The organism is Cupriavidus taiwanensis LMG 19424 (assembly GCF_000069785.1).
GTDB classification, from domain to species: Bacteria; Pseudomonadota; Gammaproteobacteria; order Burkholderiales; family Burkholderiaceae; genus Cupriavidus; species Cupriavidus taiwanensis.
This window is the reverse complement of record NC_010530.1, coordinates 2,478,223-2,502,411: the sequence shown is the minus strand read 5'-3', so window position 1 is coordinate 2,502,411 and position 24,189 is coordinate 2,478,223. Positions and strand designations below refer to the sequence as shown.

The window sequence follows — 24,189 nt, the reverse complement described above, 5'->3', positions numbered from 1 at the left end:
CGGGGTTCTTGCCAGCCGGGAGGATCTAATGGCTGGTCGCATGGTGGCGGACGGTGGGCAACCCGGCAGGGTTGTCCACGGTTCGCCAGCCATCAGCTACCAGTAAACGATACCGATACGGGTTAACTACTTGTAAACCGTATACGTGAAGCCAAGGCCCTTGATTCGTATGAGGAAATGGCGGTCCGGCGAACCCGATTCTGCGGCGATCCGTACCCGATTCAGCGAAGGGCCGAACCCGTATCTGCGGCCACCCGAACCTGTATCTGCGGCCGGCGCGAACCGGATTCTGCGGGGATAACCCGCGTCGCCCACAGGCTTCTCCACAGGCGGAAGCCCGCCAAGCGTACCCGATTCTGCGAGCCGGGCGCCTGCCAGGCGTATCGGCGTGCCGGTTCCCGCCCAAAACCGGTGGATAACTGCGCCAGCCGGCGCTTATCCACGCAGAAACAGGTTCGGCTTCCAGCGTCCGGCCGGCGCCCGAAGCCGCGCCGCGTACCCGATTCTGCGAAAACCCTCGCCAAAGCGTACCTGTTTCTGCGTTGCCCTCGGATCTATGTCAGCTGGCCGTGCCAGCGTACCTGTTTCTGCGGCGTACCCATTTCTGCGTCGAGCCCTGGAGGCCGGGTCCCGTCATAAACCGTACCCAATTCTGCGGACGCCGCGGGTCGCTCAGTATCGCCAACCGTACCCGTTTCTGCGTCAGGTCACTCCGAAGGTTGAGCGGTCTTTCCACCAAGTTCTCATTATACATAAGCATTGCGTAAAAAGCTAGTACTTACACCCAACGTATACGTGTTCGCGCGGGGCGATCAGTTATGCGTACCCATTTCTGCGTGCTGTCTGGCGGAAGGCCTGGCACCGGGAACGTACGATCCGGCGATGCCACACCGGGGCGTACCCGATTCTGCGAGCCCACAGGCCTGCCGTCGGTCGCGGAGGCGTACCCGATTCTGCGAAGCTGCAGCGTGCGCTGGCTGTGCGGGCCGGGGCTGCGCCGCAGCACGGGGTGTACCCGTTTCTGCGGTAGCCGCTTCAGTCGCCGGATGTGGATAGGTCCGCGTCAAAAGCGGGTTGACGAGTGTCCGGACAGGCCAGAAAAAATTTCACTGCGTACCCGTTTCTGCGTGCCGGACGGCGGTACGGGGCCAGTGCCAGAGCGCAATGCGTACCCGATTCTGCGTGGCGATGGCCAGGATCGGTCGCTTCGGGCTCCGACGCGTACCCGTTTCTGCGGGCGGCGGGACGAGGCGCTGTACTGTGCGGTGCAACATGCCGTACCCGTTTCTGCGCAGAGGTGCGCAGCGCGGCGAGCGGTTGCCGATCAGGCGGGAGGGGGAGGGGAGGGAAGGGGAAGACGAGTAGGGAGACGAGCCGGTGCCCGGTGCGGCAAGTGAGCCGGGAGCGATCGGCAATCCTGCTGCAGAAAACAAAAAACCCCGCCTTGGGGCGGGGTTCTACGCTGTGCGGCACACGCCAGGTGCGCCGGCGGTCAACGCTTACAGCGGGGTGATGTTCGCGGCCTGCAGACCCTTCGGGCCATTCTTGACTTCGAACTGCACGCGCTGATTTTCCTGCAGCGACTTGAAGCCCTCGGCACGGATTTCCGAGAAATGGGCGAAGAGGTCGTCACCACCCGCGTCCGGCTTGATGAAGCCGAAGCCCTTGGCGTCGTTGAACCACTTGACGATACCGGTTTGCATAATGCTTTCCAGAAAAAGGACAGAAAAGATCGCATGACGAAGACGTCATCCGACACGGGGAACTCAAGGAAAGGACACCATGGACAACCGAAGTACCAGACGGTGGCTAACGAATGAACTGTTGCCTCGTCGCTTGAATCTAGGCGCGTTTATACGGGGGAATGCGGTCAGCGTCAAGCTGGGGACGGTCCCCATGGCTCACTCTCGGCGCGTGGCTGGCGGGACTGGCCCGGCCCGTGCGCGCCGTGGGATCATCACGCCTTTTGCATGTTGCCTATTCGTGCCCGCCGCGACGGCGCGGGCCGGGGCGGTACAGAGTACGCTAGCCCGTTCAGGGCATGCGCGGCCGGCGGGCGAGCCCGCTCCGGCACCTGGACCGATTCCGGAGCCCCTGTCGCCGCGGACACGATAAGACACCAGGAGACCATTCATGTCGATGCCGGATCCCGCTTCCAAGCCGGGTACTTCCACCTCCGCCGCGGCCCAGGCCGCGCCGTCGCTGATCGAGCGGGCATTCAAGCTGCGCGAGCACCATACCGATGTCCGTACCGAAATCCTCGCGGGCATCACCACGTTCCTGACGATGGCGTACATCATCTTCGTCAACCCGTCGATCCTCGGCGATGCGGGGATGCCCAAGGACGCGGTGTTCGTCGCCACGTGCGTGGCCGCGGCGATCGGCACGCTGATCATGGGCTTCTACGCCAACTACCCGATCGCGATGGCACCGGGCATGGGCCTGAACGCGTATTTCGCCTACACCGTGGTCAAGGGCATGGGCTTTCCGTGGGAAGCGGCGCTGGGCGCTGTCTTTATCTCCGGCTGCCTGTTCCTGCTGGTCACGCTGTTCCGCGTGCGCGAGATGATCGTCAATGGGATCCCGCATTCGATCCGCGTGGCGATTACCGCGGGCATCGGCTTGTTCCTGGCCATCGTTGCGCTGAAGAACGCCGGCATCGTGACCGCCAGCCCGGCCACGCTCGTGACCCTCGGTGACCTGCACCAGCCTTCGGCGGTGCTCGCGATCATCGGCTTCTTCGTCATCGTGGCGCTGGACCACCTGCGTGTGAAGGGTGCCATCCTGATCGGCATCCTGCTCACCACGCTGCTGAGTTTTGCCTTTGCCGGCAACACGTTCCACGGTGTCTTTTCCGCGCCGCCGTCGCTGAGCCCGACGCTGTTCAAGCTCGATATCTCCGCCGCGCTGTCGATCGGGATCATCAATGTGGTGCTGGTGTTCTTCCTTGTGGAGCTGTTCGACGCGACCGGCACGCTGATGGGCGTGGCCAACCGCGCGGGCCTGCTCAAGGCCGGCAAGATGGACCGGCTCAACAAGGCGCTGATGGCCGATAGCACCGCGATCATGGCTGGCTCGTTCCTCGGCACGTCGTCCACCACGGCGTATATCGAAAGCGCCTCGGGCGTGCAGGCGGGCGGACGTACCGGCCTGACCGCGGTGACGGTGGCCGTGCTGTTCCTCGCGGCACTCTTTATCGCGCCGCTGGCGGGAACGGTACCCGCCTATGCCACCGCGCCCGCGCTACTGTATGTGTCGTGCCTGATGTTGCGCGAGCTGCTGGAAATCGACTGGAACGACGTCACCGAGGTGGTGCCCGCGGTGATGACGGCGCTGGGCATGCCCTTCACCTATTCCGTCGCCAACGGCGTGGCGTTCGGCTTTATCAGCTATGCGGCGCTCAAGCTGCTGACCGGGCGCGCGCGCAACGTGCCGGTGATGGTATGGATCATTGCCGCCGTGTTTATCTTCAAGTTCTATTACCTCCCGGGACACTGACGCGCGGGGATCGCGGCAGCACCCGATAGCAGGGCGGCCCAGGAGCCGCCCTTTTTGTTGCCCAGGCGGCCGGCGTCGCGTTCAGCCCACGCTGCCGGCGTACCCGTTTCTGCGAACAAGCGATGCTGCGCGGCCGGCCTGGCGTACCCGATTCTGCGTGCAGGCCGGGGACCGCGCGCGCAGCACCGCAGCAGCTATGTCCCTGCCGCGGTGGGGTGTCGGAGCGTACCCGTTTCTGCGTAGTATGGTTGCGCCACAGGCGCGCGAGAACGCGCGTTGGCGTGCCGTTGCCACTGCGTACGCATGTGTGCGCGAGGGCTCATACCAAAGGATGAGATTGGCTGTAAGTCACCCACTCGGGGCTGGACAAACCGCCGCAAATGCACTGAACTATAGGCGTGGCAAAGAGGGGCGCGGCAAGCGCCCCTTCTTGACTCCGGTCTATGCGGCAGGGTGCCGGAGCCACGCCGGAAGCGCGTCGGCGCAATGCGCCAGGGCGGCAGCGCTTTCGCGACAGAGACCGTCAGATCCATGACGGCGCCGCCCACAATCCGGGAGCGTGCGGACAACATGCGCGCCACGCAGACAAGAAAATTCCAAGACTGAAAAAGTGGTAAACGTAGACGTGCAGTGCCGGGGGATGTTGTTCAACGGGGATAATCATGACCGCAGGAGAGATCCGGCGACCCGTCATCGGGCCTGTCAGGGAGTCCAGTAACCGCTCCATCCGATCTATGCATCCAGCCTGGGCTGCCGTGGGGGAAGCCGCAGGCGAAGTGCCCGCCAAACGGGCCGCGAGCGACGTGGCCATCGCCGATGTTGCCGCCCTGCTTGCCGAAGACAGCGAACTCAGCGACAGCGCGCGTGCGGCGGTGTCCAACCTGCTGCGTCGCCATCGGCTGCTCGAAGGGGAACTGGCACGTCAGCGCACGCTGCTGCAGGAATGGATCCTGAGCCAGCTGACCTACAAGGCGCTCTACTACCAATACTCCGGCCAGTCGCCGCAGGCGCCTCGGGTGGAGTTGATGCGCGAAAAAGAGGCCGTGCGACGGCGCATCCTCGCGCAGCTTCAGCCGGGCGCGGACGACCTTGCCGCGCCTGATGAGTCCACCCGCAGTCTGTCCAGCTCGTGACACCGACGTCGACCGCGGGCCCATGCCCGCAGCCAGTTCAGCCCCACCGTCCGCTACGGACGCGCGCCGCTGTCGCGGCCACGGGTGCCGGCACCAAGAACAAGCCTAACGTCCGGGAGATCGTGATGGACCGACTGTGCAAGGCGTCACGCACTGCACAGCTCGTAGTCGTGTCGCGTCATGAAGATTTTGGTTTCGACCCGTCCGTGATCGGCGCGGAATGGGAAATCCGCCGCGTCGCGCAGGTTCGCGACGCCGAGCGCGCGGTGCGCGCCTGCCCGCCCACGGCGGGCGTGATCGACTTGCAGTCCGACTACAGCGAGGCCGAGTTCGCCCAGCTGGAGCAGGCGCTGCAGCACCTGCATATCACCTGGGTCGCGATCACCTCCGATGCGATGCTTGCCAACGAGCGCGTACGGCGGATGATCCGCGACTATTGCGTCGACTACGTGCGCCTGCCGTTCTCGATGCCCGAACTGCTGTACACGCTGCGGCATGCGCGCGGCATGGCGTCGTTGCATGGTACGCGCCCACAGGAAAGCGCGTCGCGCGGCACCATGATCGGCGAATGCGCGGCGATGCGGGCAATGTTCCGCTCGCTGGCCAAGGTGGCGCACAACGAAGCGCCAGTATTCATCTCGGGCGAGTCCGGCACCGGCAAGGAGCTGGCGGCCCAGGCGATCCACGATGCCTCGAGCCGGCGCAAGGGCCCGTTCATTGCCATCAACTGCGGCGCCATCCCTTCGCACCTGGTGCAATCGGAGCTGTTCGGCTATGAAAAGGGCGCATTCACCGGCGCCAACCAGCGCAAGATCGGCTGGATCGAGCAAGCGGAGGGCGGCACGCTGTTCCTCGACGAGATCGGCGACCTGCCGCTGGAAAGCCAGGTGGCGCTGCTGCGCTTCCTGCAACAGGGCACCATCACCCGGCTGGGCGGCCACCAGTCGATACCGCTGAACCTGCGCATCATCTCGGCCACGCACGTGGACCTGGTGGCGGCGCAGGGCGATGGGCGCTTTCGTTCGGACCTGTTCCACCGCCTGTGCGTGCTGACGCTGTCCATTCCGCCGCTGCGCGAGCGCGGCGAGGACATCCTGCTGCTGGCCAATGCCGTGCTGGCCGAGCACGGCCATGAGGCGCACCGCCGTATCCGCGGGTTCTCCGCGTGCGCGACGCAGGCGATGATGCAGTACGCCTGGCCAGGCAACGTGCGCGAGCTGATCAATCGCGTGCGCCGCGCCATCGTGATGACCGACAACCGCAAGATCACCGCCGAAGACCTGCAGCTGCACGGCGGCGCCGAGCTGCCGCGCAAGACCCTCGATGCAATCCGCGAAGAGGCCGAGCGCGAAGCGATCCGCACCGTGATGGCCAGCCACGGCTTTCACGTGGTGCCGGCCGCGCGCGAGCTCAATGTGTCGCGCGTGACCCTGTACCGGCTCATGCACAAGCACAACATCCGCGTGGACAGCCACGCCTCGGCGGGCGAATAGCGCAACGGGGCATCAAACCCCGGGGAGCGCCGTTGCCCGATCGGCGGAACAGGCGCCAGCGGGAAAGGGGAACCGGCGACGTCCGCTCGCCGGTTCCGCCTTTCCCCGTGCCGGCCGGCACGTCAGCGCACCACCCGCGGAGGCCGTGAGGCCCCCGTCCCGCCCGCGAACCCGCCGCCTGCCGACTGCGCTGGCCTGGAGGCGAGGTTCATGCTGATCTTGCCGCGCGTCCGCCGCGGCGGCTCGCATGCGTCCTGCTGTTGCCACGGCACGATGTCGCGGCGGCGCTGGCTGTCGCGGGCCTGGCGCGCGGGCGGCGCGATCGCATCGCTGCCCGCCGTGTCCGGGTCCAGACGCAGTTCTCCCCAGGCCCAGCCGAAGCCGCGCACATAGACATCGTTGCTGACCGCGGCGTGGCTGTTCGCATCGGCCGCGTCGGGGCGGTCGAACCACGCGTAGCTGGCCGCTGCCGCGCTGCCCGAGCCAATCGCCAGCGCCGTGGCGAGCATTGCAGCTTTCATGGTCGGCATCTCCCTGTGGAAAAAAAGTGCCCGCCGGGGGACGGAACACTAATCCGCGCGATCACGCTGGCTCGCGTGCCGCTTGTTCTTTTCGGCCCGTCATGCGCGCCGCTTGCCCGCGTGCCGGCGGCAGGCCGGACTGGCCTGCGCCGGTCGTCGGATCGCCACGCAAGCCATGCCGTGCGCGCTGCGCGCGACTTGCACGCGCGCGCGCGGATAGGGCAGCAGCGGCGCCGACACCAGGTCCGTCTCTGATGGCGGCGGACCGGCCAGGCGGTATGCGCGCCGGCGCGCCGTCATGCGGGAAGGCGGGTGACGCATGTAGGGATCTCCAGCGCGACGAAGGGTTTGACGGAACCGCCGCAAGCCTGCACGGCGCGCCCTGGCCAAGTCAGAGCGACAAGTGTGCCAAGGGCCGCAAACGCTTGTGCCATGCGGCCTTTCGCGACGCAGGGCAGCGCGGGGCCACCACTGTACCGCGGCGCCGGACCGATCGGTTTCGCCACTGCAACGCGATGCGCAAGTGCCGCGGCGGCGCAGGCATGGCGCTGGCGTCCGCTGGCGCGCACTGGCCGGCGCTTTGCCGGGCGCTCGGCGCGTGGTGCCCCGGCCGCTCAGTCCGTTGCACGGTTGAAACCGGCCTTACATCAGTCATGCACGCGAGTAACCGCCGTGCATCCCTCAACCCGACGGAGCGGTGTGCGGCCACGCAGAAACAGGTACGCCCAGGGTCGCGGCAGGTGCGCCATCACCGGGGCTGGCCCGGGGCGCCCGAGGGATTGGCGGGGCTGGACGGTGTCGCAGCGGGCGCTGCCGAGGGCATGGCGGACGATGCGGTGCCGGAGATAGGCTTGGGGCCGGGCTGGCTGCGCTCGCAGCCGGCGCAGCCGAGCACGGCGACGATTGCCAGCACGGCCGCCGGGCGTGCGCGCGGGTTGCAGGTCACGGTTGCCTCCTTGCGCCGGCGCGCGGGCAACGGATGCGCCGGCAGATATGCCTGGTCTTACTGTAGCAGGTAGCCTGCGGCGCGCCGCGCCAGGCCCGCCTTGGGCAAGCGGCGCAATGCGCAGTATGATGAACGCAGGGCCTGCCGCGCGGGCCACTCACTCCGCGGTCCCCGCACCGGATCGCGCCAGCACCAGGCCGTGACTGACAAGAACGAACCTTCCTCCTCGTCTGCCGCCCAAGGCGTGCCGCCGCCGCGCCGGCACCGTCCGCACTGGCTGCCCGACCGCCACACCGGTGCGCGCACGCTGCGCGTCGTGGGCGCTGCCATCACCTCGTGGTTCGCGCACCGCGCCGCCAGCAAGGGCGCGGCGCTGTCCTTCTACATGCTGTTCTCGCTGGCGCCGATCCTGGTGCTGGTGATTTCGATCGCCGGCCTGTTCTTCGGCGCCGAGGCGGCGCGCGGGGAGATCTTCGCGCAGCTCGAGGGGCTGGTCGGCGACCAGGGCGCCGCCGCCATCGAAGGCATCCTGGCCGCGACGCACCGCGCAGGCGGCAGCGGCATGGCCGCGCTAATCGCGACCGGCATCCTGTTCGTCGGCGCCACCAGTGCCTTTGCCGAACTGAAAAGCAGCCTGGACGATATCTGGCATGTGCCGGTGCCCGACACCGCCGGCTGGCGCCAGTTGCTGCGCACGCGCCTGCTGTCGTTCAGCCTGGTGCTGGTGCTGGCGTTCATGCTGCTGGTGTCGCTGATCGTCAATGCGGCGCTGGCGGTGGTCGAGCGCATCTGGGGGCAGTTGTGGACGCAGACGTGGCTGGCACCGGTCGCCGAAGCCATTTCCTCGCTGTTTTCGTTCGCCGTGGTGACCGCGCTGTTCGCGGTGATCTTCAAGATGCTGCCCAATGCGCGCATTGCGTGGCGCGACGTCACCATGGGCGCGGTCATCACCGCACTGCTGTTCTCGATCGGCAAGCGGCTGATCGGGCTGTATCTGGGCAACAGCGCCGTGGCCTCTTCCTATGGCGCGGCGGGGTCGGTGGTGGCGTTGATGCTATGGGTGTATTACTCGGCACAGATCTTCTTCTTTGGCGCCGAACTGACGCGCCAGTACGCGTTGCAGTTCGGCAGCCTGCGCGGCAAGCCGGCGGACAAGCTGGCAGGGTAGCGGCGGCGCCGTTGGCGGACCGGGCGGGGGCCGTGGACAACACAAATCCCGTAGCGGCGCCCAAACCGGTAAAATACCGCCCCATTCCCTTCGCGTGCCCGCAGGGCCCGGCCCTGCGGCCGCCCGCGGCGCTGCCGGTCCCGGTTCCGGCCACCGCCGGGCCATCCCATTGTTTCCCAGTCAAACTCCGCTGCCGTGAGCTCGCTCGTTTCTGAAATTGCGCGTCGACGCACCTTCGCCATCATCTCCCACCCCGATGCGGGCAAGACCACCCTGACCGAAAAGCTGCTGTGGTTCGGTGGCGCGATCCAGGTCGCGGGCGAAGTGCGGGCGCGCAAGGCCGATCGCCATGCCACGTCGGACTGGATGGAGCTGGAAAAGCAGCGCGGCATTTCGGTGACGTCGTCGGTGATGCAGTTCCCGTACAGCCGCGAGAGCGCGGATGGCAAGGCGCAGGAGAACATCGTCAACCTGCTCGACACGCCGGGCCACGAGGACTTCTCCGAAGACACCTACCGCACGCTGACGGCGGTGGACTCGGCGGTGATGGTGATCGACTCGGTCAACGGCGTGGAAGCGCAGACCATCAAGCTGCTGAACGTCTGCCGGCTGCGCGACACCCCCATCCTGACTTTCATCAACAAGCTCGACCGCGAAGGCCGCTCGCCGATCGAACTGCTCGACGAAATCGAGGACGTGCTGCAGATCCAGTGTGCGCCCATGACCTGGCCGATCGGCATGGGCAAGGCCTTCCGGGGCGTGTACCACCTGATCGACGACAAGGTGCAGCTGTTCGACCCGCACGGCGACAAGGGCACCGCCGCGATTCTCGACGGTCTGGACAATCCCGAGCTGGACCGCATCCTCGGCAGCCAGGCCGAAGAGCTGCGCATCGAGATCGAGCTGGTGCGCGGGGCCTCGCATACCTTCGACAAGGCGGCCTTCCTGAACGGCAAGCAGACGCCGGTGTACTTTGGCTCGGCCATCAACAACTTTGGCGTGCAGTCGCTGCTGGATGCGCTGTGCGAACTGTCGCCGCCGCCGCTGGCACGCAACACGGAGTCGCGCGTGGTCGAGCCGCAGGAGCCCAAGTTCACCGGCTTCGTGTTCAAGATCCAGGCCAACATGGATCCGCGCCACCGCGACCGCATTGCCTTCGTGCGCGTGTGCTCGGGCCGCTTCGAGCGCGGCATGAAGCTGCTGCACGTGTCGGCCGGCAAGACCGTGGCGATCAACAACGCCATCACCTTCATGGCGCAGGACCGCAACACTACCGAAGAGGCCTACGCCGGCGACATTATCGGCGTGCCCAACCACGGCACCATCCGCCTGGGCGATGTTTTCACCGAGGGCGAGCCGCTCAAGTTCACCGGCATCCCGTCGTTCGCGCCGGAGTTCTTCCGCCGCGCGCGCCTGAACAACCCGCTCAAGGTCAAGCAGCTGCAGAAGGGCCTGCAGCAGCTGGCGGAAGAGGGCGCCACGCAGATGTTCCGCCCGCTGGCCTCCAACGACCTGGTGCTGGGTGCCGTGGGTATCCTGCAGTTCGACGTGGTGGCGCACCGGCTGGAGCATGAATACGGCGTCGATGCCATCTTCGAATCGCATGAATGCGCCACCGCGCGCTGGCTCAAGGGCACGCCGGCGGAGATCGAGAAGCTGATCGCCAAGGCCGGGCACAACGTGGCGCTGGACGGGGCCGGCGACCACGTGTATCTGGCGCCGAGCATGGTCAACCTGCGGCTGACGCAGGAACGGTTCCCGGAGCTGCAGTTCCTGGAGACGCGCGAGATCGTCTGATCGTCGTGCTCTGCAAAGCAAAACGGCTCGCCATGGCGAGCCGTTTTGCCGTTCCGTTGCCTGGCGCTCTCTAAACCCGATCAATACGCCAGCGACGCCTGGATATAGAACGTGCGCGGCATGCCCACATACTTGCCGGCATTGTTGTCGGTCGAGCGCGTGAAATAGCGCTTGTCGAACACGTTCTTCACGCCCACCGCCAGCTTCAGGTTCTGCGCAGCCTTGCCGAAGTCATAGCCCACGCGCAGGTTCATCAGCGCATAGCCCGGGATATCGCCCAGCGCGCCATTGGCGCTTTCCGCGGTCTGGTAGGTGGTCGACGTGCTCGGGTCGCCCGGCGAATGCTGCCTGGACTGCGCAAAGCCGTCGACATTGAACGACCAGCGGTTGCGCGCGTAGCGCATGCCCACCGTGGCCACGTGGCGCGAATAGAACGGCAGGTCGCGTCCGGCGAAGTTGCCCTGGTTATAGGTGGCTTCGGTGTAGGTGTAGGTGGCGTAGGCCGACAGGCCCATCAGCGACTTGTCGAGCGCGCCGAAGTCATAGCGCAGCGACGATTCCACGCCGCGGTGGGTGGTCGCGCCAAGGTTGGTCCACGCATCCGGCGCGCCGCCGGTGCCGCCGCGCAGCTGCAGCTCGTCGTCGAAGTCGATGTTGAACAGCGTCAGCTCGCCGCCCCAGCCATTGGCGTTGAAGTGCGTGCCGATCTCGTAGGTCTTGGCCTTTTCCGGCGTCAGGCCATTGGTGGTCTGCGCGATCTGGAAATACTGCAGCGGGCCGAACGACACGCCGGCGTTGGCGAACAGCTTCCACTGGTCGCTGACGTGGTACATCACCGCCAGCGACGGCAGCGGCTCGTTGGAAGACACGTCGCGGCGCACACCGCTGAAGTTGTCGGTCACGTACGAACGGATGAACTCGTAGCGCAGGCCGGGCGTGATGGTCCAGTTGCCGACGTTGATGGTGTCGTCGATATAGACCGCGTTGGCGGTGGTGCCGCCGGTGCGCCACTGGTAGACCGGCGAGGGCAGGGTAGTGGCATCGATCGAACCCGGCACGTAATACGCCGTGCGCGATGCCTGCTCGTCGCTGGCTTCGCGCAGGAAGCGGTAGCCGACGCTGACCTCGTGGCTCATGCCGTCGCCGCGAAACAGCTGCGAGTAGCGCGGCTCGATTGCAAAGGTGTGGTAGTTGCGCGGGGCCGCGGTCAGGCGGCGCCGGCCGGCCTGAGCGCCCGTGCCTTCCTGCTCGATATTGCTGCCGCGGAAGCTGTCGGTGTAGTAGGTCAGCACCTCGAACTTGCGGTCCGCGTCGTTGTGGCTGTATTTCAGGCTGAAGTCGTGGCGCCGGCCGCTGAAATTGTCGTAGGGGCGCACCGACTGGAACGGGTCGGCCGCGTACTGCGCCGGCGTCAGCCCGCCCGGCATGCCGGCCGTGCCTTCGTAGTAGTGGAACGCCGCGCTCAGCGAGTCGGTCTTCGAGATCCGGTAGGCGCCCTTGAGCAGCAGGTCGTCGATATTGACGTGGTCGTTGCTGGCGCGGTAGCCGTTGCCGTGGATGCCCGAGTACAGCAGCGCGCCGCCCAGGCCCTGCTCGTTGGTGCCGCCGATGAATGCGGTGGGGTTGGTCTTGACGTTGCCGCCGTGGCTGTAGATGTCGGTCGAGACCGAGGCATCGGCGGCGAAGGTCGTCGGGATCGGGCGCGTCACGAAGTTGATGATGCCGCCCACGTTCTGCGGGCCGTAGCGCACCGAGCCTGCGCCGCGCACCACGTCGATGGCCTCGAGGTTGCCCAGCGACAGCGGCGCCATCGACAGCTGCGGCTGGCCGTAGGGCGCCACCGCCAGCGGGATGCCGTCCATCAGGATGGTCGAGCGCGGCGACAGCCGCGAGGTCAGGCCGCGCACGCCCACGTTCAGCGAGACATCGCTGCCGCCGGTGCCGTTGTTGTCCTGCACTTGCACGCCGGGAATGCGGCGCAGCACTTCGCGCACATTGTTGGCGCCGGCTTCGGCAAAGGTCTCGCGATCGACGATGGTACGCGCGCCCGGATGCTCCAGCACCTTGGCCTCGTTGGCGTTTTCCAGCCAGTTGCCTACCACGGTCACCGTGTTCAGCGTGGCTTCGGTATTGGCGGCGGGGGCAGTGGTGGGCGTTGCGGAAGCCGCTTCGGCGGCGTGGACCGGCATCGCGGCGAGCTGGGCAAACAGCAGGGCGGCGCCGATGGCACCCCCGGTCAGGCGGAAAGCGGGCTGCAAGGTGAGTTTCCTGGGAGAGCGGCGCGTCACGTTGCGCCGGAAGCGGTGGTCCGGACGGTCGCGCCAATGGGCGGCGATTATAAATGCGAGTGATTCTCAAAAGCGAGAAGCCCGGCGTTGCGCCGCCTGCGCGTGTCGCGTCTCTGCATCATTGTGCTGACAACGAGGCAAGCGCCGCGCTTTATTCCGCACATTTTTCAGCTCTGGTGTGCAGGCGTGGGCATCTGCATGCAGCAATTAAGCCCACGCTTTAGAATCTGCCCTTTGCGCATGGCGCCGGTCGCGATCCCGACGGGCTTGATCCGGTGCCCACGCGCAATCTCCGCCCCTTTCCTGCCGCTCCGATGTCTTCCCCTGCCACCGTTCCGGCCGCCGAGCCGGACAGCGTCTTCCGTGATTCCGTCTTTCGCCGCTACTGGTTCGCGCGGCTGTGCACCACCATCGGCTACCAGATCTTCACCGTGGCGGTGGGCTGGCAGATTTACGACCTGACACGCGACCCGCTGATGCTGGGCATGGTCGGGCTGGTGCAGTTCCTGCCGTCGGTGGCGCTGATCCTGATGTCGGGCCACGTCGCGGACCGCTTCGACCGGCGCCGCATCGTGCGCACTTGCCAGTCGCTCGAGGCGATGCTGGCCGCCGGCATGGCCGCCGCCAGCCTGGGCGGCTGGATCGACAGCCACCACATCTTTGTCTTCGTCGCGCTGATCGGCGCCACGCGCGCGTTCGAGAACCCGACGCTGCAGGCCTTGCTGCCCAGCGTGGTCACGCCGCGGCAGCTGCCGCGCGCGGTGGCGCTGGCCAGCTCGGCCGGGCAGGCCGCCATCATCATCGGCCCGGCCATCGGCGGCTTCGCCTATGTGGCGGGCCCGGGGGTGGTGTACACGCTGAGCGCGACGCTGTTCGCGATCGCCGCGCTGCTGGTGGGCGGCATCACGCTGCGCCAGGCGGCGCAACGGCTGACCGCGCCGGTCAGCGTGCGCACCGTCTTTGCAGGATTCGCCTATATCCGCAGCCGCCCGGTGCTGCTGGGCGCGATTTCGCTGGATATGGTCGCGGTACTGCTCGGCGGCGCCGCGGCACTGCTGCCGATCTACGCGCGCGACATCCTGCATACCGGCCCGTGGGGGCTGGGACTGCTGCGCTCGTCGCCGGCGATCGGCGCGCTGGCGATGGCGCTGTGGCTGGCGCGCCATCCGCTGAACCGGCGCGCCGGACGCGTCATGTTCGCCGCGGTGGCGGTATTCGGGGTCGCCACGGTCGTGTTCGGGGTCTCGACGTGGCTGCCGCTGTCGATGGCGGCGCTGGTGGTGCTGGGCGCCTCGGACATGATCAGCGTGGTGGTGCGCTCCACGCTGGTCCAGCTCGATACGCCCGACGACATGCGCGGGCGCGTCGGCGCCGTCAATTCGGTATTTATCGGCGCTTCCAACCAGCTGGGCGAGTTCGAGTCCGGCGTCACCGCCGCGCTGCTCGGCCCGGTGGGCGCCGTGATCCTGGGCGGGGTCGGCACGCTGCTGGTGGTGGCGGTGTGGATGCGCCTGTTCCCCGCACTGGCGGCGCGAGACAAGCTGCATGAACATCCGGCGTGAATCGGGAAACCGGGCGCGCAAGCCGGGCCCGAACCCAGCCCGGCGACGGCCACAGCGTACCCGTTTCTGCGTGCGCGGCCGCAGCACGGACGGCGGTATAGTGAGGTCTCGCGCGTCGACTTTCGTCGCTGAAAGTTGTGCCGCCCATGCCCGTCCGCGTCCCGCCATGCCTTGCGTCCCATGACCTTGCCGACCGATCCGCTCCAGCGCCACGCGGTGTTTGCCGCGCTCAGCGGCTCGCGCGCTTCGCTGGAGCGCGCCGCCCCGTTGGGCGATGGCCTGGGCGTGGCGCTGTGGCGCAACCGGGACGACAGCACCGGCTATGCGCGGCCCGGCCACCACACCATGTCGGTCTATCTGCAGGGCGGTCATGCCACGTTCCGGCGCGACCAGCCGGACAACAAGGGGGCTCCGGGCAGGCTGTGCCTGTTGCCGGCCGACCATGAGTCGCGCTGGCATGTCGGCGGCCCGCAGCGCTTCCTGCATCTGTATTTCCGCCCCGAGGCCCTGGCCTGGCACTGCGTGCGCCTGCTCGACCGCGAGCCGCGCGCGGTGGCCCTGCGCGACCTGACCTTTGCCGACGATCCGCGCCTGCATGCCCTGAGCCTGCGGCTTGCCGCGCTCGACTGGCAGTCGCCCGAGGCGCGCATGGCCGGCAATGCGCTGGCCCACGAGGCGCTCAGCCACCTGGTGCTGACCCATGCCGGCCGCGCCGCCCCGACCGACTGGCGCGGCGGCTTGTCGGCGCAGGCACGGCGGACCGTGCGCGACTGGATCGAAGGCCATCCGGAAAGCAACCCGACGCTGGGCGAACTGGCGGCCCTGGCGGGACTGTCGGAATTCCACTTCGCGCGCATGTTCCGGGTGTCGTTCGGCATGCCGCCGCATGCGTGGGTGCTGCAGACCCGCCTGGAGCGGGCGCAACAGCTGCTGGCCGATCCGAGCCGCCCGCTGCACGAAGTCGCGGTCCGCGCCGGCTTTGCCTCGGCCAGCCACCTGAGCCGCCGTTTCCGGGCCGCATTCGGCGTAGCCCCTGGCGCCTGGCGCGCAGGCACCTAGCCTTCATCGGCGTCCGGGTTGTCCGGCGCCAGCCGTTGCGGCGCAAGGCCTGGCGCCGACGCGACCCGGTTGCCGCGCCAGTCGCGGGAACCCGCTCCCGCTTCGCTTGTCCCCTCCTATGTGTCGTGTTTCCGGCTTTGTTGGTGATCGTCTGACATTGTGCGTTCAATATCCACTAATTTGTCAAACGGGATCCTGTGCAAGGCGTTCCGGCAGAGCGCTCCGGAGGCCGGCACCGCACGCAGAAGCGGGTACGCATCTGCCCAAGGCCAGCACCGTCGACAACCCTGACAACAACCGCAAACGGAGCCGCTCCCATGAATCTCGACTTTATCGATGCCAACCAGCTGGAGGCGGGCTGGTCCTACCTGGTCCGGTTCGCCATCAACCAGGGCATGAACTGCCTGGCGGCCATCCTGATCCTGATCATCGGCTGGTGGCTGTCCGGCCGCGTGGGCACCGCGGCGCGGGGCGCGCTCGGCCGCACCCATGTTGACGCCACCATGCGACCGCTGCTGGCCAATGCGCTGCAGTGGATGGTGCGCGTGCTGACCATCGTGCTGGTGCTCTCGCAGTTCGGCGTGCAGACCGCCAGCATCATCGCCATGCTGGGCGCCGCCGGCCTGGCGATCGGGCTGGCGCTGCAGGGCACCCTGCAGAACATTGCCGCCGGCATCATGCTGGTGCTGCTGCGCCCGTTCCGCGTGGGCCAGTACATCGATGCGCAGGGAATCGCCGGCACGGTGCGCGAGACCGGGCTCTTCATGACCGAGCTGACCACCTTCGACGGCGTCTGCCTGCGCGTGCCCAACGGCAAGCTGTGGGGCAGCGCCATCACCAACTACAGCGAGAACGCGACGCGGCGCGCGGACATCGAGGCCACGGTGACCTTCGACAGCGACGTGCAGCGCAGCCTGGAAGCGCTGCGCGCGATGCTGGCACGCGAGCCGCGGCTGCTTGCCGAGCCCGCCCCCGAAACCATGGTGGTCAACTACACGCAACAGGGCATCACGCTGAACGTGCGCTACTGGACCTCGAACGACGATTACTGGAACGTGCGCTTCGCCTTCTACGAGCGCATCAAGCAGGTGCTGGAGCAAGCCGGCAGCAAGCTGGCGGTGCCGATCCAGGAACTGCACGTGCCGGGCGCATCCGCGGTGCCGGGCGTGGTGAAAGTAGCCGACAGTGCGCCGTCGGCGGCGCCGCGGCCGGCCGGCACCGCACCGCACCAGCCGCCGCGCCAGCCGGCGCGGCAGCCCGGCTAGCCGTGCGCGTCCTGCGCCTCGCCCTCATCCGAAAACAGCGTGCAGGCACCGCTTTCGGCCGTGCTGACCTGGCGGCGGAAGGTTGCGAACAGGTCGCGGCCGACGCCGTGGCGATTGGCGCCGAGGTCCGAGCTGGCCGGCGTGCGCGCCTGCCATTCGTCGTCGGGCACGAGCACGTCGAGCGTGCCGGCGGGCGCGTCCACGCGCATCATGTCGCCGGTGCGCACGCGCGCGATCGCACCGCCGCGCAGCGCTTCCGGGCAGACGTGGATGGCTGCCGGAACCTTGCCCGATGCGCCCGACATGCGTCCGTCGGTCACCAGCGCCACGCGAAAGCCGCGGTCCTGCAGCACCGTCAGCGTGGGCGTGAGCTTGTGCAGCTCCGGCATGCCGCACGATGCCGGGCCCTGCCACGGCAGCACCGCGATGAAGTCGCGCTCCAGCTCGCCGCGCTTGAAGGCGTGCAGCACATCGTCCTGATGCTCGAACACGATTGCCGGCGCCTGCACCACCTGGTGCTCGGGCTTCACCGCGGAGGTCTTGATGACCGCGCGGCCGAGCCTGCCGTCGAGCAGCTTGATGCCGCCGTCCGGCGCGAAGGGCGCGTCGGCGCCGCGGACGATGCTGTCATCGAGCGGTGCGGCCGGGCCGTCGATCCACGTCAGCGTGCCGTCGCGCAGCACGGGCTCGCGCGTGTAGTCCTGCAGGCCCCGGCCGACGATGGTGGTGACGTCGTCGTGCAGCAGCCCGAGCGCCAGCAGCCCGCGAATCACCACCGGCAGCCCGCCGGCGGCCTGGAACTGGTTCACGTCGGCCTTGCCATTGGGGTACACGCGCGCCAGCAGCGGCACCACCGCGGAGAGTTCGTCGAAATCGTCCCAGCTCAGCACGATGCCGGCCACGCGCGCCATCGCGATCAGGTGCAGCGTATGGTTGGTGGAGCCGCCGGTGGCCAGCAGCCCGACGATGCCGTTGACGAAGGCGCGCTCGTCCAGCACCTCGGCCACCGGCGTATAGCGCTCGCCGCCGTGCACCAGCTTCAGCGCCTGGCGCGCGGCCTCGCGCGTGAGCGCCTCGCGCAGCGGCGTGTTGGGATTGACGAAAGCCGTGCCCGGCAAATGCAGGCCCATCACTTCCATCAGCATCTGGTTGGAATTGGCGGTGCCGTAGAACGTGCAGGTGCCCGGGCCGTGGTAGGAACGGGTCTCGGCCTCGAGCAGCTCCTTGCGGCCGATCTTGCCTTCGGCATAGAGCTGCCGGGTGCGCGCCTTCTCATCGTTGCTGATGCCGGTGGTCATTGGCCCGCCCGGCACGAACACCGCGGGCAAATGGCCGAAGGACAGCGCGCCCATCACCAGGCCGGGCACGATCTTGTCGCATACGCCCAGGTACAGCGCGCCATCGAACATCTGGTGCGACAGCGCCACCGCGGTGGCCAGCGCGATCACGTCGCGCGAGAACAGGGACAGGTCCATGCCGTCCTGTCCCTGCGTGACGCCATCGCACATCGCCGGCGTGCCGCCGGCGAACTGCGCGGTGCCGCCGGCTTCGAGCGCGGCTTCCTTGAGCCATTGCGGGAAGGCCAGCAGCGGCTGGTGCGCGGACAGCATGTCGTTGTAGGCCGAGACGATGGCCAGGTTGGGCCGCTCGTCGGCCTTGAGCCGGATCTTGGCGGCGTCCGGCATGGCGGCCACCGCGTGCGCCAGGTTGGTACAGGAAAGCTGTGCGCGTTCGACCTTCTGCCCGGCCATGGCGCGGGTGCGCTCAAGATACGCCTGGCGCGAGGCGGCGCTGCGGGAGACGATGCGGGCGGTGACCCGCTCGAGCACTGGATGACGTGGCATGGGGTTCTCCTGCGGGTGAGCTTTCAGCCTAGCGCACTTTGCCGGGCCCTGCACGTCCCGAGGGCGCCCGCGGCCGGTGCGAACCACGCAGAAATGGGTACGCTCGCCTCGCCAAGCCGTAGCGACTCACGTAAACTGGCCGCAGCCCGGCCGGCCATTGCGTGCCGGCCGTGACAACTCGAATCTTCAAGGAGCGCAGGGTGAGCATGCCTGATTTCGACATGGTGCTGTTCGGCGGCACCGGCGACCTGGCGCGGCGCAAGCTGCTGCCGTCCCTGTTCGATGCGCATCACGCGGGCCTGCTGCATCCCGCCGCGCGCATTCTCGCCACCGGCAGCCAGTCGATGTCGAGCGCGGACTACGTCGCCTCGCTGGAGCAGACCGTGCGGCCCGCACTGGCCCACGCGCCACCCGAATCATGGGACAGGTTCTGCGCACGCATCGTCTACGTGCAGGCCGATGCACGCGTGCCGGCGCATTTCGATGCGCTGGCCGGGCAGCTGCTGTCGCGCAAGCCCGAGGTGGTGGTGTGCTATCTCGCCACCGCACCGCACCTGTTCGTATCGATCTGCGAGCAGCTGGCGCGCACCGGCCTGAACACCCGCCATGCGCCCAATGTCCGCATCGTGCTGGAAAAGCCGCTGGGCCATGACCTGGAATCGAACGAGGCGATCAACTCCGCGGTGGCGAAGTTCTTTGCCGAAGAGCAGATCTACCGCATCGACCATTACCTCGGCAAGGAATCGGTGCAGAACCTGATGGCGATCCGCTTCGGCAACGCGCTGTTCGAGCCGCTGTGGCGCCGCGAGTGGGTGCAGGACGTGCAGATCACCATCGCCGAAGAACTCGGCGTGGAAACGCGCGGCGACTTCTACGATCGCACCGGCGCGCTGCGCGACATGGTGCAGAACCACCTGCTGCAGCTGCTGTGCATGGTGGCGATGGAGCCTCCGGCCAGCCTGAGCGAAGACGCGATCCGCGACGAGAAGATCAAGATCCTGAAGGCGCTCAAGCCGATCACGCCGCAGGACGTGGCCGAGAAGACAGTGCGCGGCCAGTACCGCTCCGGCGCGATCGGCGGCAAGCCCGTGCCCGGCTACCTGGAGGAAGCCGGCATCGCGGCAGACAGCCGTACCGAGACCTTTGTCGCGATCAAGGCCGAGATCGCCAACTGGCGCTGGGAAGGCGTGCCGTTCTACCTGCGCACGGGCAAGCGCATGCAGTCGCGCGTGGCCGAGATCGTGATCCACTTCCGCGACGTGCCGCACGCGATCTTCCCGCGGCCGCTGACGCAGTCGCCGCAGAACCGGCTGGTGATCCAGCTGCAGCCCGAGGAAAGCATCCGCCTGTACTGCCTGGTCAAGCAGCCCGGCGATACGCTGGAACTGACGCCCACCTCGCTCGACCTGGACTTCGCCAATTCGTTCAAGGTGCGCCGCGCCGGCGCTTATGAACGGCTGCTGCTGGACGTGATCCGCGGCCGGCTCGGCCTGTTCGTGCGCCGCGACGAGCAGGTGCAGGCGTGGCGCTGGGTCGAGCCGATTCTCGACACGTGGGAAGCGAGCACCGTCCCGCCCAAGCCCTATACCGCCGGCACCTGGGGCCCGGCGGCGTCGTCCGCGCTGATGTCGCGCGACGGCGGCCTGTGGCACGAGGAAGCCTGAGCCATCGGCTCGCACCACTCGCAAAGGAGGCCGCCATGCGCCTGTTTGAACATCCCACGCCGATGGACCAGGCCGAAGCCCTGGCGATCTCGATCGGCAATGCGCTGGACCTCGCCGTGCGCGTCAAGGGCTGGGCGGTGCTGGCCGTCTCGGGCGGACGCTCGCCGGTGGCGATGTTCGAGCGGCTGCGCCACCGGCACGTGCGCTGGGACGCGGTGACCATCACGCTGGTCGACGAGCGCGTGGTGCCGCCCGACCACGCCGACAGCAACGCCGCGCTGGTACGCGCCCACCTGCTGCGCGAAGCGGCTGCCAGCGCCGCCTTCGTGCCGCTGATTGCCGATGCGCAGGACGCTGCCGCGCCCGCGCAGGCGGTGGCGCGTGCCAACGCCGCGTTCCGGCAGCCCGACGTGGTGGTGCTGGGCATGGGCGAGGACGGCCATACCGCCTCGCTGTTCCCGGATGCGCCCGAACTGCAGGACGCGTTGAGCGAGCCGCAGCCGGGCTACGCCATCACGCATCCGACGGTGGCGCCGCATGCCCGCATCACGCTGAACCTGGCCGCGCTGCTGGCCGCCGAGCGCGTGTTCCTGTCCGTGTCCGGCGCGGCCAAGGCCGCGGTGCTGGCGCGCGCGCTGCAGGGCCCCACGCCGTCATTGCCGGTCAGCCTGGTGCTGGCGCGGCACCGGCACGGGTTTGACGTGTTCAAGACCTGACCGCCGCGCCTGCCCCTTTGCGCGAGAAACGAGATCCGCTGCCATGGCTACTACCGCATCCTTCTCCGCTGACTTCCCGCGCCTGCTCGGCGATGTAGGCGGCACCAACGTGCGCTTTGCGCTGGAGACCGCGCCCATGCGGATCGGGCCGGTGACGGCGCTGAAGGTGTCCGATTTCCCGTCGCTCGAGGCCGCGCTGCGCCAGTACCTCGACGGCCTGGCCGGCGCGGGCCAGCCCACGCCGCGCCACGCGGCGATCGGCCTGGCCAATCCCGTGACCGGCGACCAGGTCCGGCTGACCAATCACAACTGGACCTTCTCGATCGACGGCATGCGGCGCGCGCTGGGACTGCAGACGCTGGTGGCCATCAACGACTTCACCGCGCTGGCGCTGGCGCTGCCGCACCTGCCCGCCGACAGCCTGGCGCAGGTGCGCGCCGGCACTGCCGTGCGCACCGCGCCGCTGGCGCTGGTCGGGCCCGGCACCGGGCTGGGCGTTTCCGGACTGGTGCCGGCACCGGGCGGGCAGACCGTGGCGCTGGCCGGCGAAGGGGGCCATATCGAGCTGATGCCGGACACCGACGACGAATGGATCGCGTGGCGCGCGGCCCATCGCAACGTCGGCCGGGTCTCGGCCGAGCGGCTGCTGAGCGGCAGCGGGCTGTCGCATATCCATGCCGCGCTGGCCGCAGAAACGGGTACGCTTTTGCTCGCGCCGCTGCAGCCGGCGCAGGTCACCGCGGGCGCCTTCGAGCGCAACGACCCGCTGTGCCAGCGCGCCATGGCGGTGTTCTTCGGGCTGCTGGGCTCGGTTGCGGCCGATATCGCGCTGGTGATCGGTGCGCGCGGCGGCGTTTATCTGGGCGGCGGTATCCTGCCGCGCTTCGTGCCGGCGCTGCGGGACTCGGTATTCGCCGAGCGCTTTGTCGCCAAGGGCCGCATGCGCGGCTGGCTCGAGGCGGTGCCGGTCCATGTCATCACCGCCAGCCATCCGGCGCTGCCCGGGCTGGCGCATGCGCTGGCCGAGCGCCTTGGCGGCGCGAGGAACGGTTAGCCATGCGCGTGCTGCTGGTCGAAGACGACGCCATGATCGGCGAGAGCGTCAAGCTGGCGCTGCGCCAGGAAGGATTTGCCGTCGATTGGGTGCGCGACGGTGACGCGGGCCTGGCCGCGGCCACCACCGCCGCGGACGGCCAGGCGTGCTATGACCTGATCCTGCTCGACCTGGGACTGCCGCGCCGCCCTGGCCTGGAGGTGCTGCGCGCGCTGCGGGCGCGCGGCGTGCCCACGCCGGTGCTGATCCTGACCGCGCGCGATGCCGTCGCCGACCGTGTCGCCGGCCTCAATGCCGGCGCCGATGACTACCTGGTCAAGCCCTTCGACCTGCAGGAACTGGCTGCGCGCATGCACGCGCTGGCGCGCCGCGCCGCCGGGCGCGCCGAACCGCTGGTCACCTACGGCGACATCGTGCTCAATCCCGCCACGCGCGAAGCCACCTGCCGCGGCGAACCGGTGCGGCTGTCGGCGCGCGAGTTTGCGCTGCTGTCCGCGCTGATGGCGCGCCCCGGCAAGGTGTGGTCGGTGCCGCAACTGCAGGAGCGGCTGTATGGCTGGGACGACGAAGTCGGCAGCAATACCGTGGAGGTCTACATCCACGCGCTGCGCAAGAAGTTCGGCGCGGCGCTGATCCGCAATATCCGTGGCGTCGGCTATGTGGTACCGCGCCTGGACGGCGAAGCGGCGGCGGATGGCGACGGGGAGGGCAACTGATGCGCTCGATCCAGCGAACGCTGCTGGCGTGGCTGGCGGCCGGCCTGGTCGCCGGGATCGCCATCGCCACCGCGCTGATCTACGGGCAGGCGCGGCAGGAGGCCAATGCGCTGTTCGACTACCAGATGAAGCAGATGGCCGCGGCGCTGCCGAGCCAGTTCCCCAACCCGGTGGCGCCGCCCTTCGTCGGCGCGCCCGGCGACCTGGCCCATGCCGACGAGGATGTGGTGATCCATATCTGGGACGGCTCCGGGCGCAGCCTGTATTTGTCGCACGCGCATCCGGCATTGCCTGCGCGCGCCGAGCTGGGCTTCTCGAACCTGACCACGCAGCAGGGCGAATGGCGGCTGTACAGCATGCAGCTGGGGCCCGCCGTGGTGCAGATTGCGCAGCCGATGAGCGCGCGCCGCACGCTGGCCGCGCGCATGGCGCTGCGCACCGTGGCGCCGCTGCTGCTGTTGCTGCCGCTGCTGGGCTGGCTGGTGTGGATGGCGGTGGGCCGCGGCCTGCGGCCGCTGCGCGAGATCGCCACCGAGGTGCGCGCGCGCGACGCCAACACGCTGGCGCCGCTTGCGGTGCGCCCCATGCCCGACGAGATCGCGCCGCTGAGCGCCGCGCTGAACCAGCTGCTGGCGCGGCTCTCGCATGCCATCGACACCCAGCGCGCCTTCGTCGCCGATGCCGCGCACGCGCTGCGCACGCCGCTGACCGCGCTGCAGCTGCAGGCACAACTGGTCGAGCGTGCCGACGACGGCGCCGCGCGCGACGAAGCCATCGCCAAGCTGCGCCAGGGGCTGGAGCGGCTGACCCATCTGGTCACGCAGCTGCTGACGCTGGCGCGGCAGGAACCCGGCGCGGCCGTGCCCCCGCACGAACCGGTGGAACTGCATCAGCTGGCCGCGGCCGTGGTCGCCGACATGGCGCAGGCCGCGCTCGATCGCGACATCGACCTGGGACTGGACGGCAGCGCCAACGCCGCGCCTGCCGTGGTACGCGGCGATGCCGATGCCTTGCGCATCCTGCTGACCAACCTGGTGGACAACGCGCTGGCGTACATCCCCGCCGGCGGGCGCATCGACGTGGCGGTGCGGCGCGGCAGCGACGGGCGCAGCGTGGAACTGGTGGTCAGCGACAACGGACCCGGCATCCCAGCCGAAGAACGCGCGCGCGTGTTCGACCGCTTCTATCGCGTGGCCGATGCGCCGACCGGCGGCAGCGGCCTGGGGCTCGCCATCGTCGCCGAGATCGCGCAGTCGCATGGCGCGAGGGTGGTGCTGGAGGATGCCGGGCCGGGGTTGCGGGTCAGGGTGGTGTTTCCGGCTTAGCCTGCGGCCTGCCCGTTGCGCAATTGGCTGAAGCGGGTGCGCAGATCTGGTTTTTCTTCCGCCTTGCGCAGGCTTGCCGAAGGCGACATCCAATCGATCGGCGCGCAGAAACGGGTACGCTTCGCCCCCGCAGGCTGGGG

At 68.3% G+C, this 24,189-nt stretch carries 19 protein-coding genes; 13 read left to right on the top strand and 6 right to left on the bottom strand.

The features are described from left to right. Positions 1–1,499: 1,499 nt before the first annotated feature. Entirely contained in the window at positions 1,500–1,703 is a 204-nt protein-coding gene (locus tag RALTA_RS26695) for a cold-shock protein (RefSeq protein WP_012357099.1), read from the bottom strand. A gap of 430 nt (positions 1,704–2,133) precedes the next feature. Between RALTA_RS26695 and RALTA_RS26690 the strand changes: the two genes are divergently transcribed. From RALTA_RS26690 to RALTA_RS26680, 3 genes are all read left to right on the top strand, one after another. Then, positions 2,134–3,498 (top strand): NCS2 family permease, encoded by a 1,365-nt coding sequence (locus RALTA_RS26690; RefSeq protein WP_012357098.1) that lies wholly within the window; start codon positions 2,134–2,136, stop codon positions 3,496–3,498. A gap of 662 nt (positions 3,499–4,160) precedes the next feature. Beyond that, entirely contained in the window at positions 4,161–4,631 is a 471-nt protein-coding gene (locus RALTA_RS26685) for a hypothetical protein (protein WP_025584012.1), read from the top strand. A gap of 125 nt (positions 4,632–4,756) precedes the next feature. Then, the gene (locus tag RALTA_RS26680) at positions 4,757–6,124 is read left to right on the top strand and encodes a sigma-54 dependent transcriptional regulator (protein WP_012357096.1); all 1,368 of its coding nucleotides are present in this window, start codon (positions 4,757–4,759) and stop codon (positions 6,122–6,124) included. A 122-nt stretch (positions 6,125–6,246) separates the two neighbouring features. On the opposite strand, the gene RALTA_RS26675 is transcribed toward RALTA_RS26680, so the two are convergent. The 3 genes from RALTA_RS26675 to RALTA_RS29260 form a co-directional block, all read right to left on the bottom strand. After that, the gene (locus RALTA_RS26675) at positions 6,247–6,645 is read right to left on the bottom strand and encodes a hypothetical protein (protein ID WP_025584014.1); all 399 of its coding nucleotides are present in this window, start codon (positions 6,643–6,645) and stop codon (positions 6,247–6,249) included. A 99-nt stretch (positions 6,646–6,744) separates the two neighbouring features. Further along, positions 6,745–6,966 carry a hypothetical protein gene (locus tag RALTA_RS26670; protein WP_232347830.1) on the bottom strand — a complete coding sequence of 74 codons (222 nt, stop codon included), beginning with the start codon at positions 6,964–6,966 and terminating at the stop codon, positions 6,745–6,747. A 427-nt stretch (positions 6,967–7,393) separates the two neighbouring features. Beyond that, positions 7,394–7,591 carry a hypothetical protein gene (locus RALTA_RS29260; protein ID WP_240990016.1) on the bottom strand — a complete coding sequence of 66 codons (198 nt, stop codon included), beginning with the start codon at positions 7,589–7,591 and terminating at the stop codon, positions 7,394–7,396. A gap of 244 nt (positions 7,592–7,835) precedes the next feature. On the opposite strand from RALTA_RS29260, the gene RALTA_RS26665 reads away from it, so the two are divergent. Next, entirely contained in the window at positions 7,836–8,759 is a 924-nt protein-coding gene (locus RALTA_RS26665; protein ID WP_012357092.1) for a YihY/virulence factor BrkB family protein, read from the top strand. Between the two features lie 195 nt (positions 8,760–8,954). Then, entirely contained in the window at positions 8,955–10,556 is a 1,602-nt protein-coding gene (locus tag RALTA_RS26660; protein ID WP_012357091.1) for a peptide chain release factor 3, read from the top strand. Positions 10,557–10,636: 80 nt separating this feature from the next. Here the strand turns inward: RALTA_RS26660 and RALTA_RS26655 are convergent, their stop codons facing one another. Beyond that, positions 10,637–12,814, bottom strand: coding sequence for a TonB-dependent receptor family protein (locus RALTA_RS26655; protein WP_012357090.1), 2,178 nt, complete (start codon positions 12,812–12,814; stop codon positions 10,637–10,639). A 344-nt stretch (positions 12,815–13,158) separates the two neighbouring features. Here RALTA_RS26655 and RALTA_RS26650 point away from each other — a divergent pair, with 344 nt between their 5' ends. The 3 genes from RALTA_RS26650 (at position 13,159) to RALTA_RS26640 (ending at position 16,730) form a co-directional block, all read left to right on the top strand. Continuing rightward, positions 13,159–14,406 (top strand): MFS transporter, encoded by a 1,248-nt coding sequence (locus tag RALTA_RS26650; protein WP_041232671.1) that lies wholly within the window; start codon positions 13,159–13,161, stop codon positions 14,404–14,406. Between the two features lie 180 nt (positions 14,407–14,586). Further along, the gene (locus RALTA_RS26645; protein ID WP_012357088.1) at positions 14,587–15,465 is read left to right on the top strand and encodes a helix-turn-helix domain-containing protein; all 879 of its coding nucleotides are present in this window, start codon (positions 14,587–14,589) and stop codon (positions 15,463–15,465) included. Positions 15,466–15,782: 317 nt separating this feature from the next. After that, on the top strand, positions 15,783–16,730 hold the full coding sequence (locus RALTA_RS26640) for a mechanosensitive ion channel family protein (RefSeq protein ID WP_012357087.1): 948 nt from the start codon (positions 15,783–15,785) through the stop codon (positions 16,728–16,730). Here RALTA_RS26640 and edd read toward each other — a convergent pair. Further along, positions 16,727–18,574, bottom strand: a complete 1,848-nt coding sequence (gene edd, locus RALTA_RS26635) for a phosphogluconate dehydratase (protein ID WP_012357086.1) — start codon at positions 18,572–18,574, stop codon at positions 16,727–16,729. The genes RALTA_RS26640 and edd overlap by 4 nt on opposite strands. Positions 18,575–18,780: 206 nt before the next feature. Between edd and zwf the strand changes: the two genes are divergently transcribed. From zwf to RALTA_RS26610, 5 genes are read left to right on the top strand one after another with little or no spacing between them, the layout of a single operon-like run. After that, positions 18,781–20,238 (top strand): glucose-6-phosphate dehydrogenase, encoded by a 1,458-nt coding sequence (zwf, locus tag RALTA_RS26630; RefSeq protein ID WP_012357085.1) that lies wholly within the window; start codon positions 18,781–18,783, stop codon positions 20,236–20,238. A gap of 35 nt (positions 20,239–20,273) precedes the next feature. Beyond that, on the top strand, positions 20,274–20,954 hold the full coding sequence (gene pgl, locus RALTA_RS26625) for a 6-phosphogluconolactonase (RefSeq protein WP_012357084.1): 681 nt from the start codon (positions 20,274–20,276) through the stop codon (positions 20,952–20,954). A gap of 43 nt (positions 20,955–20,997) precedes the next feature. Next, a complete protein-coding gene (gene glk / locus RALTA_RS26620; RefSeq protein WP_012357083.1) occupies positions 20,998–22,008 on the top strand; it encodes a glucokinase in 1,011 nt (336 codons plus the stop codon). A gap of 2 nt (positions 22,009–22,010) precedes the next feature. Then, a complete protein-coding gene (locus RALTA_RS26615) occupies positions 22,011–22,724 on the top strand; it encodes a response regulator (protein WP_012357082.1) in 714 nt (237 codons plus the stop codon). Continuing rightward, positions 22,724–24,049: a sensor histidine kinase gene (locus RALTA_RS26610; protein WP_012357081.1), complete on the top strand. Its 1,326-nt coding sequence runs from the start codon at positions 22,724–22,726 to the stop codon at positions 24,047–24,049. The genes RALTA_RS26615 and RALTA_RS26610 overlap by 1 nt, the downstream gene beginning before the upstream one ends. Positions 24,050–24,189 lie beyond the last annotated feature (140 nt).

Coding starts and splice junctions, on each gene's coding strand:
- RALTA_RS26695 (WP_012357099.1), bottom strand. CDS start 1,703: ATGCAAACCGGTATCGTCAAGTGGTTCAACGACGCCAAGGGCTTCGGC.
- RALTA_RS26690 (WP_012357098.1), top strand. CDS start 2,134: ATGTCGATGCCGGATCCCGCTTCCAAGCCGGGTACTTCCACCTCCGCC.
- RALTA_RS26685 (WP_025584012.1), top strand. CDS start 4,161: ATGACCGCAGGAGAGATCCGGCGACCCGTCATCGGGCCTGTCAGGGAG.
- RALTA_RS26680 (WP_012357096.1), top strand. CDS start 4,757: ATGGACCGACTGTGCAAGGCGTCACGCACTGCACAGCTCGTAGTCGTG.
- RALTA_RS26675 (WP_025584014.1), bottom strand. CDS start 6,645: ATGAAAGCTGCAATGCTCGCCACGGCGCTGGCGATTGGCTCGGGCAGC.
- RALTA_RS26670 (WP_232347830.1), bottom strand. CDS start 6,966: ATGCGTCACCCGCCTTCCCGCATGACGGCGCGCCGGCGCGCATACCGC.
- RALTA_RS26650 (WP_041232671.1), top strand. CDS start 13,159: ATGTCTTCCCCTGCCACCGTTCCGGCCGCCGAGCCGGACAGCGTCTTC.
- RALTA_RS26645 (WP_012357088.1), top strand. CDS start 14,587: ATGACCTTGCCGACCGATCCGCTCCAGCGCCACGCGGTGTTTGCCGCG.
- RALTA_RS26640 (WP_012357087.1), top strand. CDS start 15,783: ATGAATCTCGACTTTATCGATGCCAACCAGCTGGAGGCGGGCTGGTCC.
- edd (WP_012357086.1), bottom strand. CDS start 18,574: ATGCCACGTCATCCAGTGCTCGAGCGGGTCACCGCCCGCATCGTCTCC.
- zwf (WP_012357085.1), top strand. CDS start 18,781: ATGCCTGATTTCGACATGGTGCTGTTCGGCGGCACCGGCGACCTGGCG.
- pgl (WP_012357084.1), top strand. CDS start 20,274: ATGCGCCTGTTTGAACATCCCACGCCGATGGACCAGGCCGAAGCCCTG.
- glk (WP_012357083.1), top strand. CDS start 20,998: ATGGCTACTACCGCATCCTTCTCCGCTGACTTCCCGCGCCTGCTCGGC.
- RALTA_RS26615 (WP_012357082.1), top strand. CDS start 22,011: ATGCGCGTGCTGCTGGTCGAAGACGACGCCATGATCGGCGAGAGCGTC.
- RALTA_RS26610 (WP_012357081.1), top strand. CDS start 22,724: ATGCGCTCGATCCAGCGAACGCTGCTGGCGTGGCTGGCGGCCGGCCTG.